This window comes from Longitalea luteola, from assembly GCF_017356035.1.
Taxonomy (GTDB): domain Bacteria; phylum Bacteroidota; class Bacteroidia; order Chitinophagales; family Chitinophagaceae; genus Niastella; species Niastella luteola.
Genome location: NZ_JAFIQX010000016.1, coordinates 107,424 through 126,620 on the forward strand (window position 1 = coordinate 107,424; position 19,197 = coordinate 126,620).

10 protein-coding genes and 1 tRNA gene are annotated in these 19,197 nt (G+C 47.3%); 6 read left to right on the forward strand and 5 right to left on the reverse strand.

What is annotated here, in order from left to right; all coding sequences use genetic code 11:
- Nucleotides 1-30: 30 nt before the first annotated feature.
- Both JUB15_RS26930 and JUB15_RS26935 read right to left on the reverse strand, forming a co-directional pair.
- Nucleotides 31-6,468, reverse strand: a complete 6,438-nt coding sequence (locus JUB15_RS26930) for a HAMP domain-containing protein (RefSeq protein WP_207515767.1) — start codon at nt 6,466-6,468, stop codon at nt 31-33.
- A gap of 681 nt (nt 6,469-7,149) precedes the next feature.
- On the reverse strand, nt 7,150-7,434 hold the full coding sequence (locus tag JUB15_RS26935; RefSeq protein WP_207515768.1) for a hypothetical protein: 285 nt from the start codon (nt 7,432-7,434) through the stop codon (nt 7,150-7,152).
- A gap of 421 nt (nt 7,435-7,855) precedes the next feature.
- Between JUB15_RS26935 and JUB15_RS26940 the strand changes: the two genes are divergently transcribed.
- Nucleotides 7,856-8,836: a helix-turn-helix transcriptional regulator gene (locus tag JUB15_RS26940; protein WP_207515769.1), complete on the forward strand. Its 981-nt coding sequence runs from the start codon at nt 7,856-7,858 to the stop codon at nt 8,834-8,836.
- Between the two features lie 846 nt (nt 8,837-9,682).
- Here the strand turns inward: JUB15_RS26940 and JUB15_RS26945 are convergent.
- Complete coding sequence (locus JUB15_RS26945; protein WP_207515770.1) at nt 9,683-11,008, reverse strand: FecR family protein; 1,326 nt, start codon at nt 11,006-11,008, stop codon at nt 9,683-9,685.
- Nucleotides 11,009-11,238: 230 nt separating this feature from the next.
- Nucleotides 11,239-11,832, reverse strand: coding sequence for an RNA polymerase sigma factor (locus JUB15_RS26950; RefSeq protein WP_207515771.1), 594 nt, complete (start codon nt 11,830-11,832; stop codon nt 11,239-11,241).
- A 342-nt stretch (nt 11,833-12,174) separates the two neighbouring features.
- Between JUB15_RS26950 and JUB15_RS26955 the strand changes: the two genes are divergently transcribed.
- The 4 genes from JUB15_RS26955 (at nt 12,175) to JUB15_RS26970 (ending at nt 17,470) form a co-directional block, all read left to right on the forward strand.
- On the forward strand, nt 12,175-12,735 hold the full coding sequence (locus JUB15_RS26955) for an RNA polymerase sigma-70 factor (protein WP_207515772.1): 561 nt from the start codon (nt 12,175-12,177) through the stop codon (nt 12,733-12,735).
- Between the two features lie 46 nt (nt 12,736-12,781).
- A complete protein-coding gene (locus JUB15_RS26960; RefSeq protein WP_207515773.1) occupies nt 12,782-13,774 on the forward strand; it encodes a FecR family protein in 993 nt (330 codons plus the stop codon).
- Nucleotides 13,775-13,841: 67 nt separating this feature from the next.
- Nucleotides 13,842-16,421: a TonB-dependent receptor gene (locus JUB15_RS26965; RefSeq protein WP_207515774.1), complete on the forward strand. Its 2,580-nt coding sequence runs from the start codon at nt 13,842-13,844 to the stop codon at nt 16,419-16,421.
- Nucleotides 16,422-16,426: 5 nt separating this feature from the next.
- A complete protein-coding gene (locus JUB15_RS26970; protein WP_207515775.1) occupies nt 16,427-17,470 on the forward strand; it encodes a DUF4249 domain-containing protein in 1,044 nt (347 codons plus the stop codon).
- Between the two features lie 689 nt (nt 17,471-18,159).
- Here JUB15_RS26970 and JUB15_RS26975 read toward each other — a convergent pair.
- Complete coding sequence (locus JUB15_RS26975) at nt 18,160-18,633, reverse strand: 23S rRNA (pseudouridine(1915)-N(3))-methyltransferase RlmH (protein ID WP_207515776.1); 474 nt, start codon at nt 18,631-18,633, stop codon at nt 18,160-18,162.
- A gap of 264 nt (nt 18,634-18,897) precedes the next feature.
- On the opposite strand from JUB15_RS26975, the gene JUB15_RS26980 reads away from it, so the two are divergent.
- Nucleotides 18,898-18,974, forward strand: a tRNA-Arg gene (locus JUB15_RS26980).
- Nucleotides 18,975-19,197: the final 223 nt, after the last annotated feature.

Below are 19,197 nucleotides of genomic sequence, written 5' to 3' on the forward strand. Positions count from 1 at the left end.
TGCTATTTTGCTAATTGGCTAATTGGCTGATTACTTATAGAACCATACCCTCATCAGTGACAGCAATTGATCTATTTTCAATGGTTTGGTAATATAATCCGACGCTCCTGCCTCAATACATTTCTGCCTGTCGCCTTTCATCGCTTTTGCCGTAACAGCTATAATTGGCAAAGTACTGTTCTTATGTTCGCGCCGTATTTTTTGCGTGGTCTCATAACCGTCCATTTCGGGCATCATAATATCCATCAGCACCATATCAATTTTCGGGTTGTCGTCCCGGATAATATTAATGGCCTCCTTTCCACTCTCGGCCGTGATCACATTTATGTTATAACGCTCAAATACGGTTGTTAGTGCGAACAAATTGCGTACATCGTCATCCACGACCAGAATATTTTTGCCGGTAAGGATATCTTCCTTTTTCCGGATATTCTCTATGATCTTGCGTTTTTCAGCCTGCAGGTCTTTATGGTTGATATGCAGGTGCAGCACGGTCTCTTCCAACAGGTGCTCCAGTGAATTGACCCCTTTCAACAGGATCTTACTGGATACATTGTTCAGCTGCTGCAATTCCTTTTTATTGAATTCTTTGGCAGAATACATAATTATCGGCGTGAGCCTGGGTTTACTTTCCGCCACCTGGTTTACGAGCTCATGGCCCGGCAGATCGGGCAGGGAATAATCCAGGATAATGCAATCGAAATCCTTACTGTTGATCTCATGCATGGCTTTTTCACCGGTTTCGGCCAGCGTTACCTGCATATTATCGGAATTCAGCAATTTGACGATCTGCGATGAATCCACTTCATTATCTTCCACCACGAGGATCTGTTTAACCTCTTTTTTGTTAAAGGCCACAATATCATCGAACAGGTCGTTGAGCGATTCATTATCCAGTGGTTTCAACCGGAAACTGCGGGCGCCTCGTTTTAATGCCAGTGCCCGGTTCTCTTCACCCGAAATGAGGTGAATGGGGATATGCCGGTAGCTGAGGTCATTACGCAACAGCTCCATCACCTTCCAGCCGCTGGTATCAGGCAGCTTCACATCGAGCGTGATGGCAATAGGTGTAAACCGGTTGATAAAGTCGAAGACTTCAATATAGTTGGTAGCTACAATAGCTTTCAGTCCATACTGATGCGCTTTTTCGATAATGATCTTTCCAAACCGGATATCATCTTCCACGATCAGGATCGCCTTTTCGTTCGGCTGTACATTATTGCGGTCGTCACCGGTATCATTGATCATTTCATTTACGATATGCAAGCCGCCTGCTTCCGAGCTCTCACCAGTAACCCTGATCGAATTGAGCAGGGTATCTATTTCACCGCTTTCCGTGCTCAGCTGGTACTGGTATTCCGACAGGTTGGCCGGCGCTTCGCGGGTTACTACGCCGGAAACATTTTCTATGGGCAGGAACAGGGTGAATGTACTTCCCTGACCCGGCTGACTGTCGAGCTCAATGGTACCGCCTAACAGTTCCGTTAAACCGCGGCTGATGGACAAACCCAGACCGGTTCCGCCATATTTACGGCTGGTGCTTCCTTCTGCCTGCTGGAAGGCCTCAAAGATGATGCTTTGTTTTTCGAGCGGAATACCGATACCGGTATCGCTGATGGCAAAAGCAACCACGCGCTGGGCCGTATCCAGGGATGCGTTGCCCGGTTTCCAGTTGCGGTTGGCTTCGTAGATCTTCAGCTTCACCTCTCCTTTTTCGGTAAACTTGAAGGAGTTTGATAACAGGTTCTTCAGGATCTGGTTCAACCGTTGTATATCGGTCTCCATGGTTTCCGGCAGCCTGGTATCTGTTTCTATAGTAAAGCGTAAATGACGCGCTTCTGCAATTGGTTTGAAGGTGGTTTCCACAAAGGAAGTGATCTCGAAGAAGCGTACCGGCGCAATGTTGGCGGTAATGAACCCTGATTCGATCTTCGACAGATCGAGAATGTCATTGATCAGCTGAATGAGGTCATCGCCGCAGGAGTGAATGGTCTTCGCATACCGGATCTGCTTCTCCGTTAAATTGCCTTCGGCATTTTCATACAGTTGCTGCGCCAGGATGAGCAAACTGTTCAATGGCGTACGCAGCTCATGCGACATATTCGCCAGGAACTCTGATTTATACTTCGACGTAAGCGTTAGCTGTTCAGCTTTTTCTTCCAGCGAGCGGCGGGCTTCTTCCACCTCCTTGTTCTTCGCCTCCACTTCGTTCTTTTGTTTCACCAGCAACAGGGCTTTATCCTGCAGCTCATCGTTCGTTCTGCGCAGCTCTTCCTGTTGCACTTTCAACTCACCGGCCAGCGATTGCGACTGGGCCAGCAGTTCTTCCGTACGGGTATTCGCCTCGATGGTGTTCAATACGATACCGATACTTTCGGTTAACTGGCTCAGGAAGTCGAGGTGGGTCTGGCTGAACGTATCCAGCGAAGCCAGCTCGATAACCGCTTTCACGTTGTTCTCGAACAATACCGGCTGAATGATCACATTGGCCGGTTTGGCTTTTCCTAAGGCAGAGTTGATGCGGATATAGTTGGCCGGTACATTGGAAAGGATGATCCGTTCTTTTTCGAAGGCCACCTGCCCTACCAGCCCTTCGCCGATAGAGAATTCTGTTACAATGTTCTTGTCTGATTTATATCCATAAGCGGCAAACAGGCTCAGTTTTACATTCTGGGTATCTTCTTCCTGTTTCAGGATATAGAAAGCGCCGAAGTGCGCACTTACTACCCGCGCCAGCTCTGATAAGATCTTTTGTGTTACCGTTTTCAGATCGCGCTGGCCCTGCAACATCTGACCGAATTTGGCCAGGTTCGATTTCAGCCAGTCCTGCTCCTGGTTACGTAAGGTGGTCTCCCGCAGGTTGGTGATCATCTGGTTGATGGTATCTTTCAACGCTTCCACCTCCCCTTTTGCTTCTACGCGAATGGTTCGGGTAAGGTCACCTTTCGTTACCGCCGATGCCACCTCTGAGATCGAGCGCACCTGCGTGGTCAGGTTCTGCGCCAGCTGGTTCACGTTCTCGGTAAGGTTCTTCCAGATACCGCTTGCACCGGGTACACTGGCCTGACCGCCCAAACGGCCTTCAACACCCACCTCACGGGCCACGGTAGTTACCTGGTCGGCAAAGGTGGCCAGCGTATCGATCATTTCGTTGATGGTATCGATCAGCTGTGCTACTTCACCGCGCGATACAATGGTCAATTTTTGTTTCAGGTTACCGGTTGCCACCGCCGTTACCACTTTAGCGATACCCCGCACCTGGTTGGTAAGGTTACTCGCCATCATGTTCACACTATCGGTAAGGTCTTTCCAGGTTCCGGCCACACCCCGTACTTCGGCCTGACCACCCAGTTTACCTTCGGTACCTACTTCACGGGCCACACGCGTTACTTCCGAAGCAAATCCGCGCAACTGGTCCACCATGGTGTTGATGGTATTTTTCAGATCAAGGATCTCGCCTTTTACGTCGATGGCCACTGTTTTCGACAGGTCACCACTGGCCACAGCCTTGGTCACCTCGGCAATGTTACGCACCTGGTCGGTAAGGTTACCGGTCATCTGGTTCACGGAGTCGGTAAGGTCTTTCCACGTTCCGGCCACACCAGGCACAAACGCCTGTCCGCCCAGTTTACCATCGGTACCTACCTCACGCGCCACACGGGTTACTTCCGAAGCGAAGGCACGCAGCTGGTCCACCATCGTGTTCAGCGTTTCTTTCAATTGCAGGATCTCACCGCGTACGTCCACCGTAATTTTTTTCGACATGTCGCCGTTCGCCACCGCAATGGCCACCTCGGCAATGTTACGCACCTGGGCGGTAAGGTTACCGGCCATCTGGTTCACCGAGTCGGTAAGGTCTTTCCAGGTTCCGGCCACACCAGGCACGTTGGCCTGTCCACCCAGTTTACCTTCCGTACCCACTTCACGCGCTACACGCGTTACTTCCGAAGCAAATCCGCGCAGCTGATCCACCATCGTATTGATGGTATTCTTCAACTCGAGGATCTCGCCTTTTACGTTCACATCGATCTTGCGGCTGAGGTCACCATTCGCCACCGCGGTAGTAACTTCAGCGATGTTACGCACCTGCGAGGTAAGGTTACTCGCCATTTTATTTACAGAGTCGGTAAGGTCTTTCCAGGTACCAGCTACACCCGGTACGTCGGCCTGACCGCCCAGTTTACCTTCGGAACCTACTTCACGAGCCACACGCGTTACCTCCGAAGCGAAACCGTTGAGCTGGTCCACCATCGTATTGATGGTATTTTTCAATTCGAGGATCTCGCCGCGTACATCCACCGTGATCTTTCGGCTAAGGTCACCCTTTGCCACCGCGGTGGTCACCTCGGCAATGTTACGCACCTGGCCGGTAAGGTTGCTGGCCATCATGTTCACCGAGTCGGTAAGGTCTTTCCAGGTTCCGGCCACACCGCGTACTTCGGCCTGGCCACCGAGTTTACCTTCCGAGCCTACCTCACGCGCCACACGTGTTACTTCCGACGCAAAACCCCGGAGCTGATCCACCATCGTATTGATGGTGTTCTTCAACTCGAGGATCTCGCCTTTTACATCCACATCGATCTTGCGGCTAAGGTCACCATTCGCCACCGCGGTGGTAACTTCAGCAATGTTACGCACCTGGCCGGTAAGGTTACTCGCCATTTTATTTACACTATCCGTTAAGTCTTTCCAGGTTCCACCTACACCGGGTACGTCGGCCTGGCCGCCGAGTTTTCCTTCCGAACCCACTTCACGCGCCACACGCGTTACTTCCGAACCGAATGAGTTCAGCTGGTCCACCATCGTGTTGATGGTATTCTTCAGCTCCAGGATCTCACCGCGCACGTCTACCGTGATCTTACGGCTAAGGTCACCTTTCGCTACCGCTGTGGTTACCTCGGCGATGTTACGTACCTGGCCGGTAAGGTTACTGGCCATACCGTTCACCGAGTCGGTAAGGTCTTTCCAGGTACCGGCCACGCCTTTTACCTGCGCCTGGCCACCCAGTTTACCTTCGGTACCTACTTCCAGCGCCACACGGGTTACCTCACTGGAGAAAGAGTTCAGCTGGTCAACCATCGTGTTGATGGTATTCTTGAGCTCGAGGATCTCACCGCGCACGTCCACCGTGATCTTACGGCTAAGGTCACCTTTCGCCACCGCAGTGGTTACCTCGGCGATATTACGCACCTGGCCGGTAAGGTTACTGGCCATCTGGTTCACCGAGTCGGTAAGGTCTTTCCAAACCCCGCCTACCCCTTTTATTTTTGCCTGGCCGCCCAGCTTACCTTCCGAACCTACTTCACGCGCCACACGCGTTACCTCGGCCGAGAAGGAGTTCAGCTGGTCCACCATGGTATTGATGGTATTTTTCAATTCAAGGATCTCTCCTTTTACGTCCACCGTGATCTTACGGCTAAGGTCACCCTTCGCCACCGCGGTGGTCACCTCGGCGATGTTACGCACCTGGCCGGTAAGGTTACTGGCCATCTGGTTCACCGAATCGGTAAGGTCTTTCCAGGTACCGGCCACCCCTTTCACCTGTGCCTGGCCGCCCAGTTTACCTTCGGTACCTACTTCCAGCGCCACACGGGTTACCTCACTGGAGAAGGAGTTCAGCTGGTCCACCATCGTGTTGATGGTATTCTTCAGCTCCAGGATCTCGCCTTTAACGTCTACGGTGATCTTTTTCGACAGGTCGCCTTTCGCCACGGCTGTGGTCACTTCGGCGATGTTACGCACCTGAACGGTAAGGTTACTGGCCATCTGGTTCACCGAGTCGGTAAGGTCTTTCCAAACCCCGCCTACACCTTTTACCTTGGCCTGTCCGCCCAGTTTACCTTCTGAACCAACTTCACGCGCCACACGGGTTACCTCCATGGAGAACAGGTTCAGCTGTTTCACCATGTCATTCACCTCTTTGGCAATAGTGGCGAACTCTCCCTGCAATACGTGGCCGCCGATCTCGAGCGGCATTTCTTTCGACAGGTTTCCTTTTGCCACCGAGCTGATCACATCCGCGATCTCGATGGTAGGATGCACCAGGTCGGAGATAAGAATATTAAGCGATTCAACCCCGGTACGCCAGGCGCCACGGGCATTGGGCAGTTCAATACGCTGGTTCAACCTACCCTGCTTACCAATGGTATTACCGGCACGGGTGAACTCCATCATCATCTTTTCATTCAGCGAAATGATCTCATTGAGCGTATCGCAGATCTTGCCGCTCAGGCCAACCTGGTCGATGGGCATGCGCACACTGAAGTTGCCGTTCTTCACCTGGGTGAGCACATGCAGGAGCTCACGGGAATCGAGTAAACCATTCAGCTGACGCTGGGTGATTTCGCTTTCATCCTCATCGATTATTTTGGCTTTTTTCTTGGCTGAAGTGATCTTTCCACTGGCAGGCACCGCCGCTGCTACATCTTGCCGGTTTGAGCGAGTAGTACTGGGTTTTGAACGCGCCATAATCAGGTATTTTTAGTATTTACTTTTAAAATTAGGAACATGGTATTCGAGGGATCGTACTGAGGCAGGTCGGCCAGTTTTCGATGTTGAACATCAGGAGACATGCACGGTACAATAACGCCGTATTTTGTCTCAAACGGCGTTCCGTTTTTTTTATAATATTTCATACAGCAATTGCTCCGTTTTTTTCATAAACAGTTAAGAAAAAACTACACAAATCGCCCCATCCAGGCCATGCAACCCCAAATTGGGCAAAGCATTACCCAAACGATCATGTGGAATAATATCGTAAGCTTGTAAACCCCTCTATTTAATTACGGGGCCACGCGCCAATAAAAATTACAAAATTCACTCATATAAATGACCTGCATTTTCGGAAAAAGGCTCCTGTACATCGTGTAACCATGGGCAGTTGAACGTTGTCGATGGCCAGTCGGTCACCATGTTTTTTTAGTAAAAATACTTAGGAAAGAAATTTTTTTAAAAAAAGTCAGGGAATGGATAAAGGTGGTGACTGATGAATGGTCAATGGTCAATGGTCAATGGTCAATGGTGAATGGTGAATAGGCTCGCTGCATTCGGGTGGGCTGCGGCTGTTGCAACTGTGTGCCTGAGCGGAAGACCCGCTTTAACGGGTGCGCTGCTGCTGTTGCAACTGTACGCTTGAGCGGAAGACCCGCTTTAAACCAGGCACGCTGCTGTTCCTGCAATTGTACGCCTGAGCGGAAGACCCGCTTTAAACCAGGCACGCTGCTGTTCCTGCAATTGTACGCCTGAGCGGAAGACCGCTTTAAACCAGGCACGCTGCTGTTCCTGCAATTGTACGCCTGAGCGGAAGACCTTTAACCAGGCACGCTGCTGTTCCTGCAATTGTACGCCTGAGCGGAAGACTCCTTTAACCGGGCAGGCATAGCTGCAACCATCGTGAACAGTTTGCGAATAAACCCCTTGCCATCGGACGTCCATGTGCGGCAGCAAATATCCAATACACGCGAATGGACAACCGCAGTGCCATCGGGCACCGATCTGCTGCTGCAACTGCACTATATGCCTGAGGGATAGGTGAAAACGATATAACTATTTACAAAATTTTAAAGCTGATTTCATAATTGATTGGTTAAAAATTCCCTTACCTTTAGTCGGTGCAGTAGCGTTCTCTTCATGCATATATAGCATACCTACAACATCCCCACAAAGGGCCTGATGATCGCACTGCATACCGGAAATATTACTAACGTTCTGCATCAGGTGTTCGCCTGTTGGTTATCATTCACAGGTTGATTGTTCATTCAGATCACATAACAGTTCCGCTGTTAGCGTGTTTGCTATGTTACGCCTGCATGCCATCGCATTATTGGAGAAATAGCCCATTAAATCATAGGTAGGTATGCAAATAAAACTGATTGCTGATAATTTAAAAGAACTGGCGTTTACTGATCAACTTCCAAATTCACTGAACGAATACCTGGTTCCGGGAGCGACGTCTGTTTCGGCTTCGGGGTCCTTCGGACATGTATTGTTTCAGCAGATCCAGAGTAATGGGATATTCATCCGCCTGCAACATTTTGTGTTGAACCGGGCCAGCACATTCACTATGATGGAGTTTGAGCCTTTATTAAAGCTGCGTTTTCACCTCATCAATCATATTCAATATCACATGGAAGGACTGGGCAACCTGGTGTTCTATGAACAGGGCTATAATTTACTGTACATTCCTTTTCAGAATAACCGGCTGTATTTTCAAAATGCGGGTGTGTATTTTTCCATCGACATACATTTTCCCGTGTATGTGCTTTCGCAGAAACTGCCACCTTTAGTGTTGATGAATGAATTTCAGAAAAAAGTTTTGCACCAGCAGCCGGCCATGCTGGTTCCCGTGAACCAGGTGGCGAGCCGGTCGCTGCTGACGCATGTTCACCAGTTGATACAATCCGGCAAACGATCTACAGCCTCGCTGCATTCACGGTCACTGACCTTGTTGAATTTGTGCCTGGAAAATATTTCTGAACACCCGGTATGGGAACCCGTAACGCTTTCCATGCAGGAAGCCCAGGCCATTTTTTTGGCGAGAACCAAAATGGAAGAGAACCTGAAACAGGAATGGACCATAAAAGAACTGACGCAATTGACGGGATTGAACGATTATAAATTGAAGACCGGATTTCAGCAATTGTATCATAGCAGTCCCGCCGATTATTTGCGCGATATCCGGATGGAAAAAGCCTGGCAGCTGTTATCGGGAAAAAGATATTCTGTATCACAGGTAGCAGAAGAAGTAGGTTATACGAACTTAAGTGCGTTCTCAAAGGCGTTCAAGAAGTATTATCATATAACGGCGAGGGAGAGAAGTAAGGAGCATAACGAATAGTTCATAGTTTAAAGTTCAAAGTTTAAAGTTCATAGAGCTTAAGTTATTCAGTTATTAAGTTTATAAGTTAAAACACATTGCGGGGTTTTAATAACTCAATAACTGAATAACTAACAAACTACATATACTACTATAAAAAATATTGATTTTTCGATTTTTTGGCAAAATGTTTTTAGCTGTGAAATTTGGACGGCGTATCGATCACAATGTAACTTTATATTGTTGCATCAGGTAATGATAATTGTTATATAAGTATAAGCCCGGTTCCGATCCGTCACTATCTATCAGCCGTATATCACCTGCCCTGGCGGTTGTTCGTTCGGGGTCAGGCAGCAACGAACAGAACAATGTCTACATTTCATAAGATAAGGTTTATCATGGTGTTGTATGAATAGTGCTATTACTGCGCTGGCAATGATCGCATATTCGAATTACCGGAAATTGGTTCAGCCAATGCACGCTATTGTGAGGGTTTGCATGGCAACTCAATCACTCGCTCCTTTTCGTACATCATTCCGGTTATTCATTATGTTCATTACCGGCGCATTTTTTACGTAAAACGCTAAACGCGGAACGCGGAACGCTAAACGCTAAAGGCTAAAGGCAAAACGCGGAACGCAAAACGCCGAACGCCGAACGCAAAACGCGGAACGCAAAAGGCGGAAGACTCTCCTACCCTAACGCTACGGCGGGCAAAGCCGAATGGGCGAAACACTACCAGGACATCGGCGGCAAGCGTTAGGCCTTAAGCGTTAAGCATATTAAAGAGGGCGAGGCCGAATGCAGAAAGACTGCCCGCGATAGCGGAGGCTGGCGTTAAGCCTTTAGCGTTAAGCGTTCAGCGTATTAAGGCAGTACGATAATTTTGTTCTTCTCAATTTTGAAGTGAACGCCGCTGTACTCAAGCGTTTTAATTACTGTGGAGAGATTCGCAGTGCGGGGAATGGAGCCACCGAATTTATAATCAGGTGTTTTACCTTCATAACCTATTTCAACATTATACCAGCGCGACAAAATGCGCATGATCGATCTTAGATCGGTATTCCTTAAAGAAATATAACCGTTCTTCCAGGCAAAGGCCGCCTCCATATCTTCCGCCCTGGTCACACTGATCGATCTGCCCGCCACCTTGCCGGCCTTTGCTATCAGCGCCTGCTGGCCCGGCAGTAATACAGCAGTGTCTTTACCTGACATCACATCCGGCACCGATATTTTTATTTTCCCATTTAATAAAGTGGTTTTAACAGCAGCTTCATCGCTGTAAGCCATAATATTGAAACTGGTTCCCAGCACTTCTATAGACGCCAGCGGACCTGCCGCGGCCTCACTTGCAGGTGTAAGAACATCCACTATGAAAGGAACCGTTTCCTCATCACTTGCGGGTACACCTGACGCCCGGCCGGCCACTTCAAAATAAGCTTCTCCGGTAATGCTGACCCGCCTTTCAGCGGCCGAAAAATAAGCAGGAAATGTAATTGAAGAAGCTGCATTCAGCCGCACTTTACTACCATCCGGCAGCTGCAGGCTGTACTGACCGCCCCGCGGCGTACTTAATTTGTTATAGGGAGTTGCTATATTCCAGGCTGCCCAAAGCTGCTGATCTGCCTGTTGATTAAAACCTGTTCCTTCATATTTCAACACACCGTCTTCGACTTTCACCACATTCATATTCGCATCCTGTGCCAGTGTTCCATTGGCGGCATCCTCCACCTGCAGCACCCTGCCGTTCGACAGGGTGAGTGTTGCTTTATTGTCGCCCGGCGCCATATTGAATGAAGCGGGTTGGTACTGTTCAGTCAGTGGTAATTCCGGTTTTTCGGCAGACATGTATTTCCAGGTGATGGCGCCTGCTGTCAGCAATACCGCAGCGGCGGCGGCATAGGTATACCAGCGGCGGTAGATCGGAACCGGCTTTTTTATGGTTGCTGCCTGATCGCTGATTTTTTGCCACCAGCCCTCCATGTCTACCTGTTTCATGGCCAGCAGATCAGCCAGCAATTGATCGCCATCATTTACAGACTCAGCTACCCCGGCAAAGGAAGGATGACTTGCCTTCCACGCTTCCAGGTGTTGCAGTTCTTCTTCGGTTATTTCCTGCCGTAACTGCTTCAGCAGCAACGCAGCAAAATAATCCGCATCTTCCATGCCCGATAAATTTATTGCTGTGTCCATAATGTGGCCTGATATAGAAACACCGTTTCCGGGAGCTTCCTTTATAGAATGTCGAAATAATTGCGGTCCTAACAAAAATCACGTTACCGTTTACCAGAATGCGGTCCAGGTTACATGTTGCAGGTTCCAGGGCTTCATAGCAGCATGCTGAATAATAGTTGGATGTATATATTTTAAGGCCCTGAAACCTGTAACTTGGAACGGGCAACTGCAGATCACCGATTCACCATTCATGATTCGCTATTGATAGTCAAAAAGCATAGGAGAGCAGATAACATCCCCTTCTTTAACAGGTTGGTACGTATTAACTGGATCGCCTTGGCGCGCTGAACCCAAACGGTATTGATAGAAATGCCCAGCATCCCGGCGATATCATCGGCCGACCGGCGTTCGTAGTAGATCAGTTTAAATATTTCTTTACAGCGATTAGGCAGCTGTTCAATTTCAAATTCCACTTCCCGCAGCACTTCGGCATGAACTATATGACTCAATGCATGTTCATCGATCTTGTCCTGGATACGATTCAACTCTCTTTTAGAGGAATGTTGCCGTTGCGTATAGCGCAGGTAATTAAGGCAGGCATTGCGGGTGGTAATGTATAAAAATGCCTTAATATTCGGAATACTATCGAAGGAATCGTACCGGTTCAACAACTTCACAAAACTGTCAGCGGCAATGTCTTCCCCTTCCCCATCATTGTCAACCAGCCGTTTTGCAAAGAAACAAAGGCTTGGGAAAAACATATTGTATACGGCCTTGAACGCATGTGTATTCCCTCTTCTGAATTCCTGTAAAAGAGATTTGTCCTGAAAGTTATGTTTCATTCCTCAGTGCTTATCACCCCCCTGTCCGCGCTACCAGGGCGATGCAATTTATATGCAGTTATTAATAATCCCCTTTATGCATGTGTAACTGATGGAACGAATATCGATCATTAAACCATACAGCCAAAAAAAATCGGCGAAAATTGTCAATGATTGCTGATAACCTGTATATATAGGTCCTTTTTATACCATAACAATGTATTTGTGTTGTACGGTATTGCTGCGACGGCTTTCATGTAATTATTGCACATTGCCGGGTAACTTGTATCTTGTGCCGCCGTCCTTTATCTTAACCATTGTATCTTTTTATTACATTTAATGAAATGATTCCCGTATACGGTTATGCAGGCGCCTGAACAATTATACCGGAGATTCCAGGAAACCTTCTATAAATATTACGAACCGCTTTGCAAATATGCTTTTACGATCGTAAAAGAACCGCATAGCTGTGAGGATATTGTTCAGGAAACCTTTCTGCGGGTTTGGGAGAAAAAACAAAACCTCATTGGATCTGAAGAGCTCACCTGGTATTTGTATACAGCCGTTCGTAATAACTGCCTGAGCTTCCAGGAAAAAAAACAAAAAACCATACTGGGTGAGTTTAACACACCCGATGGCATTGAAACACCCATTGAACGACCTGTGCCTGCCACCCACGAAACTGATTTTGATACGCTGTTGAAACATGCGCTCGGGCACCTGCCGCCCAAATGCCGCGAAGTTTTCGTGTTAAGCCGGGTTAGTAACCTCACCTATAAACAAATCAGCGATTCATTGGGCATTTCCATTAAAACAGTTGAGAACCAGATGGGTAAAGCGCTCAGGATCTTACGCGCCTATATCCGGGAAAAACAGGGATTTCTGATCATTGCGTGCATAATTTGCTGGTTTTTGACGTCATAAGTAGGGGTAACCGACAATTTAATGTTATTACAACAGGACCAACGGAATGAACGAAAAAGAAGACATAGTAAACCTTATTGCAAAACAACTGCAAGGCCTGGCAACGGCAGCCGAAGAGGCGGCATTGCAACAATGGTTGCAATCGGATCCTGCCTGCCAGCAGGAGTACGAGGTTCTGAAACTCATCTGGCAAAAAAGCGGGCCGCTGCTGGCCAACCCAACCTTTAATGCAGACATTGCCTGGCTGAAACTGGACAATACCATCGCTCAGGCAACCGGTCGAAAAAAAGAACCATTCCATGCCGTTATCGCTTTCTTTTCTTCGCCCCCGAAGGCCGTTGCTACTGCACTGGCACTGGTACTGATTGCCCTGGGCGGTTATTGGTGGTACCGGCAGGCCCAATGGTTAACATTTCTGGCAAACGACAAAAACGAAACGCTCACCCTGCCCGATCGATCTGTTGTTACCGTACGCAAAGGCAGTTCTATAAAATATTTAAAGCATTTTGACAAAAAAGAACGCCGGGTGCAACTGCACGGCGAAGCATTCTTTAATGTACAACATAATGAGCATCAGCCATTTTTTGTAACTACCGGCCATACTGAAGTAAAAGTGCTGGGCACTTCCTTCCTGGTAAATGCCCTGCAGCCTGCAGACGAAGTAGTAGTGGTTACCGGCAAAGTGAACGTTACAGACACCAAAAAGAACAACCACGTATTACTCACCGGCGGACAACGCGCCGTATTTCAGAACGAACGCTTTTACCAGGAGCCGGTTGCTGATTCAAATTTTATTGCCTGGAAAACCGGTCAGCTTACTTTTAACAATGCACCACTACCCAAAGCATTGCAGGATCTTGCGCACTATTATGGCGTTGCCATTGAGCTGGCGCCCGGTATAACAGCCGAGGCAGCATCCATTCATATCACCGTACAATTCAATAATCAACCAATAGAACAGGTGCTGGAAGAGATCAAACTGATCACCGGCCTGCAAACGAAAAAAGAAAAGGATAAAATCCTGTTTTATCGAAATTAAATTAGTTCTTTGTAATTCTTGGCTTGAAAAAAACAGGTGAACTGCGGGCTATAGCTTGAGTTATAGCATGAAAAGACTGTTCTGTATATTGGTTGTACTGTTGTGTAGTTTTCAATTGACCCTGGCGCAAAGGGTTGGTTTGTTTGCCCGTTCCTATACCCCATCTTTCCAGCAGGGCTCCATTCGACAATTCCTCGAAGACATCAATTCGCATAGCCCGGTTATCATTGAATATGCGGCCAATTTTTTAGATACGGGCAAGGTCATCACGCTTCAGGGATCGCCCTGCACCATAGGTTCGGTATTGCAGCAGGTGTTACAGGATCAGGCCATCAACCTGCTCGAAAAACATAATAAGCTCATTATTACTCCTTCCCACACTACATTGCCAGCTGATTTCTTTATTACCAGGTATGCTGTTTATGGCATCATTAAAGAAACCGTCAGTGGAGAACCGCTGGTCGATGCCACCGTATGGCACCCGGCCCGGCAGCGGGGCAGCTACTCCAATAACCACGGTTACTATACGCTGTTACTGCCCGAAGGAAAAAATGTTATTTATATATCCTATGCCGGTTACGATACCCGAAAAATAGTGCTCGAGCTGAAAGGGAATACCCGCATGGATGTTCACCTGGCACCTAAAAGCGACATTAAGGAAGTGACTGTTACCGCTGTGCCAGCAGCAGTTGAAGTAGAAGAGAACAAAGCTTCGAAAGAAGCCAATTCCCATGACATCATTCTGGGAGAATCAGATGCTTTGCGTTCGTTCTATCTCGATCCCGGCGTGAAGAATATTCCCGAGATCACTTATGGTATGCTCGTACGTGGGGGCAGCCCCGACCAGAACATCTTTCTGCTGGATGGAAATCCGATCTTCAACCCCACGCATTTACTGGGTACGCTTTCCATTGCCAATAAAACTTCCTTAAAATCGATGTACCTGTACAGGAAGAATTTTCCGGCCAGGTACGGCGGCGGTTTATCATCGGTGATAGACGTTATGACCAAAGACGGCAATATGCAACGATGGCAGGGCGAAGCGAATGCAGGTTTGCTGGCGGGCTCATTTACGTTGGAAGGTCCTGTTAAAAAAGACCGGTCATCGATCATGGTCTCTTTCCGCCAAAGTTGGATCAACCCGATCCTGCGTATGCTCAGATCGGGCATCAGCGTTCAATTTTATGACCTCCATCTGAAGTACACGCAATGGGTTGGTAAGAGGGACAAGATCATGGTGAATGCTTATGCAGGGAATGATGAATTGCAGTTACATCAGAACTATACCAACAACCAGCAACGCTGGGGTAACAAAGCGGCTACTCTTAACTGGAACAGATTGCTTAGCGCGCGGGCGTTCATCAACTCTTCTTTCAATGTAAGCAACTACGATAATATTGCCGGTTTCCGGTATAATTTATATGACAGTACCGGCCGGCTGGTGCAGAACCGGGTATACAATACATACTCATCCATGCAGCAATACAACGTGCGTACTGCACTGGAATTCTCAGCGAACAATAACATCCGGTTCAATGTTGGCGGAAAAGCAGCTTACACCCGCATCAGACCTTTCGACACCAATGTGTCTGCTGAATTTATGGACAGGCCCGGCGACTTCCATGCTTTTCCACCACTCTCCTTCAGTGATATGGTGCTGTTCTATGAAAATGAGTTCAGGCCCAACAAGCGATTGTTCTTGCGTCCCGGGTTGCGCGTTTCGTTTTACAAGCATCATGATTTCAAATACACGGCCTGGCAGCCGCGCTTTTATGCCGTGTATAAACTGGATCAACGGCATCAGCTGGATGTATCATACAATCACATGACGCAATACCTGCACATGGTAACCAATCCATACATGGGTATTAACAGTGATGCCTGGGTGCCGAGTACAGGTGAGCTGCAGCCGGAAGAAAGTGATATGATCAACCTGGGCTACAGTTACCGCAATTTTAAAAAGTTCATCTTGCATGCCGATGTATACTATAAGCAAATGCGGAATGTGACGAATTATGCGGAAGGCAAAAACCTGTTCCTGAATACGGTTGACTGGGGTCAAAGTGTACAACTGGGTAAAGGCTGGAGTTACGGACTGGAAACAAAAGCAGAGCGATGTACCGACAAATGGTATTTACACCTGAGTTATACTTTGTCATGGAACTGGCGGCGTTTTGCCGGACTGAACAATGGCGTGAAATTTCCTTTTAAATACGACCGCCGCCATGAGATCAATACAGCGGCTACCTTCAAATATAATAAACACTGGAGCTTCTCCGCATTCTGGATGTTTGCAACCGGCGATGTATACAGTTTGCCCAACCAGGTATATCCGGACTTTGATGATGCCCAACAGATCAGAGATCCACTGGCGCCGAAGGAATACCGGTTGATATACAATTCGTCATTGTCAAAAATGTACAGGACCCTCCCCTATCACCGGCTCGATGTTTCAGCCAGCCATTATCATAGTTTGGGAAAGAATTTGCGTTCGCGGGTAACAGCAGGCATCTATAACATTTATGGTTCACCCAGTCAGTATGTGTATGACCTGGAAGGTACGCTGGGCAAAAGGTCATTGGTGGTAACTACCAAATACCAGTATTTTAAAGTAACGCCTTATGTAGCATACACGGTGACATTTTAATTAAAATGAAAAACAGATTCCCATATAATTATTGTACGTGGTTTACTGTAGCGGTGCTTTTGCTAAGCGCCTGTAAAAAGCATTTCTCGAGCGATCAGTTTGAAGACGACAAACTGGTAGTACTGGCCGAGATCACGGCGTTTGATTCGGTGAAAATACCTATTGGCAAAACCATCAAGGTGGAGAACGGCAGCCTGATCCGATTTGAAAAAGTGAACGATGCCACGGTAACGCTTACCGAAACCAATGCGATGAGCTGGATCCTGCAACCTAATTATTCACTGCAATATGCCAATAATCCAACCTCGGTATTTACCAGCAAGAAAAGATTCAGGGCCAATACCACGTATAAGATCGAGATTAACCACCCTACCTTAGGACTGGTACAGGCATCGACCCATATACCAACATTTCCCCGGTTGATAACGGTAGATACCGCCTCAACCGATCACAATGGCAAAGACCTGCTTTCAGCGACTATCACCTGGAAGGATTCAGTGGATCACGAAGAATATTACATTATTGAAGCGGTAAAAGAACAGGTAAGGAACAATCACTTTTTCTATTACCAGGGTAAACGCTACAGTTATGATACGCAGGCGGGCAAAGCGTTTTACGAAACAATTAAGAACACGCCGGATGTCAGGATCCTCACAGACACCGTTGGACTGAATAAATATACCCGGCTTTATCTGTACACAGAAGATGATCAGTCGGACAATGCCCGCATCGATGAACTTACCAATCCTTTCAGGCGGATCTTTTTTACAGATGCTATGTGTAATGGTACTAACTATACAACGCGGGTATTTATCGATAAGCAGTTCTTTGTAGATCCCCGGCAGAAAGGCAGGGTGCGGCTACAATTGAAATCGGTAAGTAGGGAATTATACAATTACCTCAAGTTATACGAAAAATACAAAACCGACTTTGGTTCAGTACCTGCGAATCAGCTGGTGTCTCCCACAGGTAATATCGAACATGGATTAGGTATTTTTGGCGGGTCGGCGAAGCGGGAAAGGATCTATTATTTTGATGTGTTGTTATAAACCGGTTACCAGGTGCCGGTTACCGGTTGCCAGGCACTTAATTTTACAGCACTACCATTTCTTGCCTCTGTATTGCTGTTTTGCACAAATCGGTTTGTAATTTCATCGTTTCAGGCCTGCAATGAACCGAATCTACGTTGCAATGAATCATTTCTGTGTGTTATTTCACCGTTGCAGGCTGTTATGCCATCGTTGCAAGCTGTTATTTCATCAAAGCAGCCTGTTATGAGATCATTGCAAGCTGTTATATCATTGTAGCAGCTTGTTATGAGATCATTGCAAGTGGTAAAGACATAATAACAACCTGTTATGATGAGAAAACATGCAGAAACGATCCAAATTAAGCCGGAAACGGTCCATAGCACGGTTGAAATGAGGAGAATTCACCTGAAATGACCAGATTGCAGGCTGTTTAATGATCATTTCAGGCTGTAATGGGATCATTACAGCCAACTATGGCATCGGAACTGTTTGCATGGATGCAATAGCAGGCAGTTATAACAAAAAAGCAAGCTGCAATGATGAAATAACACGCAACAAGGATCCATAGCAAAGCAAACACAAACCAAAGCAGACAGGAAAAGATCCTTTACACGCAAACACTGGTCAGGATCAACGAAGCATTGATCCAAAGCAGGCGAACAAAGATCAGTAGTCAGCCGGCAGTGGTTCGTGGTAGAGATTTAATGTTAGCTATGATGATATTTTTCGTTCCGGATGATGGTGCAGGCCCGGTATAATTGTTCGGCCAGCATTAAACGCACCAGTTGGTGAGGAAATACCAGTTTCGAGAGCGACCAGGTGATATTAGCTCTTTTAAAAACGGCTTCATCGACCCCATAAACACCGCCGATGAGGAAAACAAGGTTTTTCACACTTTCATTAGCGCGCGCCTGTAAAAAATCGGCCAGTTCGGGGGAAGTGAACGATTTGCCGCGTTCGTCGAGCAGCACCAGGTAATCGTCTTTTCTAAGCCATTCCAGGATGGTTTCGCCCTCTCTTTTTTTGAGGTCCATTTCACTGAGCATACCGGCATTTTTGGGAGTTGGAATGAGGTTCCATTCTACGGGAAAGTATTTGGAGAGGCGGGCGGTAAATTCCTCTATACCCTCTTTGACATAGGATTCATGGTTTTTACCGACTGACCAGCATTGAATTTTCATAATGAACCTTTAAGGGAGTAAATGCATTTGGCATGCCAGCGTGCAAGTTAGGCAATATCAGGCGGTTATAAAAAACGGACTGTGAGAGGCTGAAAGAGCGGCAGACGGGATGAGGCAACGGGCAATGGATGAAAAAATCGGGTAAAAGGATATAAAATCAGGGAATTAGCTGATTTCTTTTTTGGAGCGAATAGCAAATATGTTTATTTTTGCCGCCCATTCACGAAAATAGCCCTTGTGGTTCAAGTGAATAGGTACAAAAATGGCCCCGTAGCTCAATTGAATAGAGCATTTGACTACGGATCAAAAGGTTTCAGGTTTGAATCCTGACGGGGTCACCAGACAGGATAAGACGGAATTTCTCCTCTTGTCCTGTTTCTTTTTTAGCCTGGAACGGATCAGGTTGAAAAGTTGGGGGATTTAGGAGAAAAGTAGTTGTTTTGCGGAAAATTAAAACGGATAGGAACTTTGGAAAAGGAAAAACAATTGTTAGGCTATTTTTTACCGGAAGGGACACTTGAATATTTTGATATAACACATTTTGTAAAAGATAAGGAAGGTTTT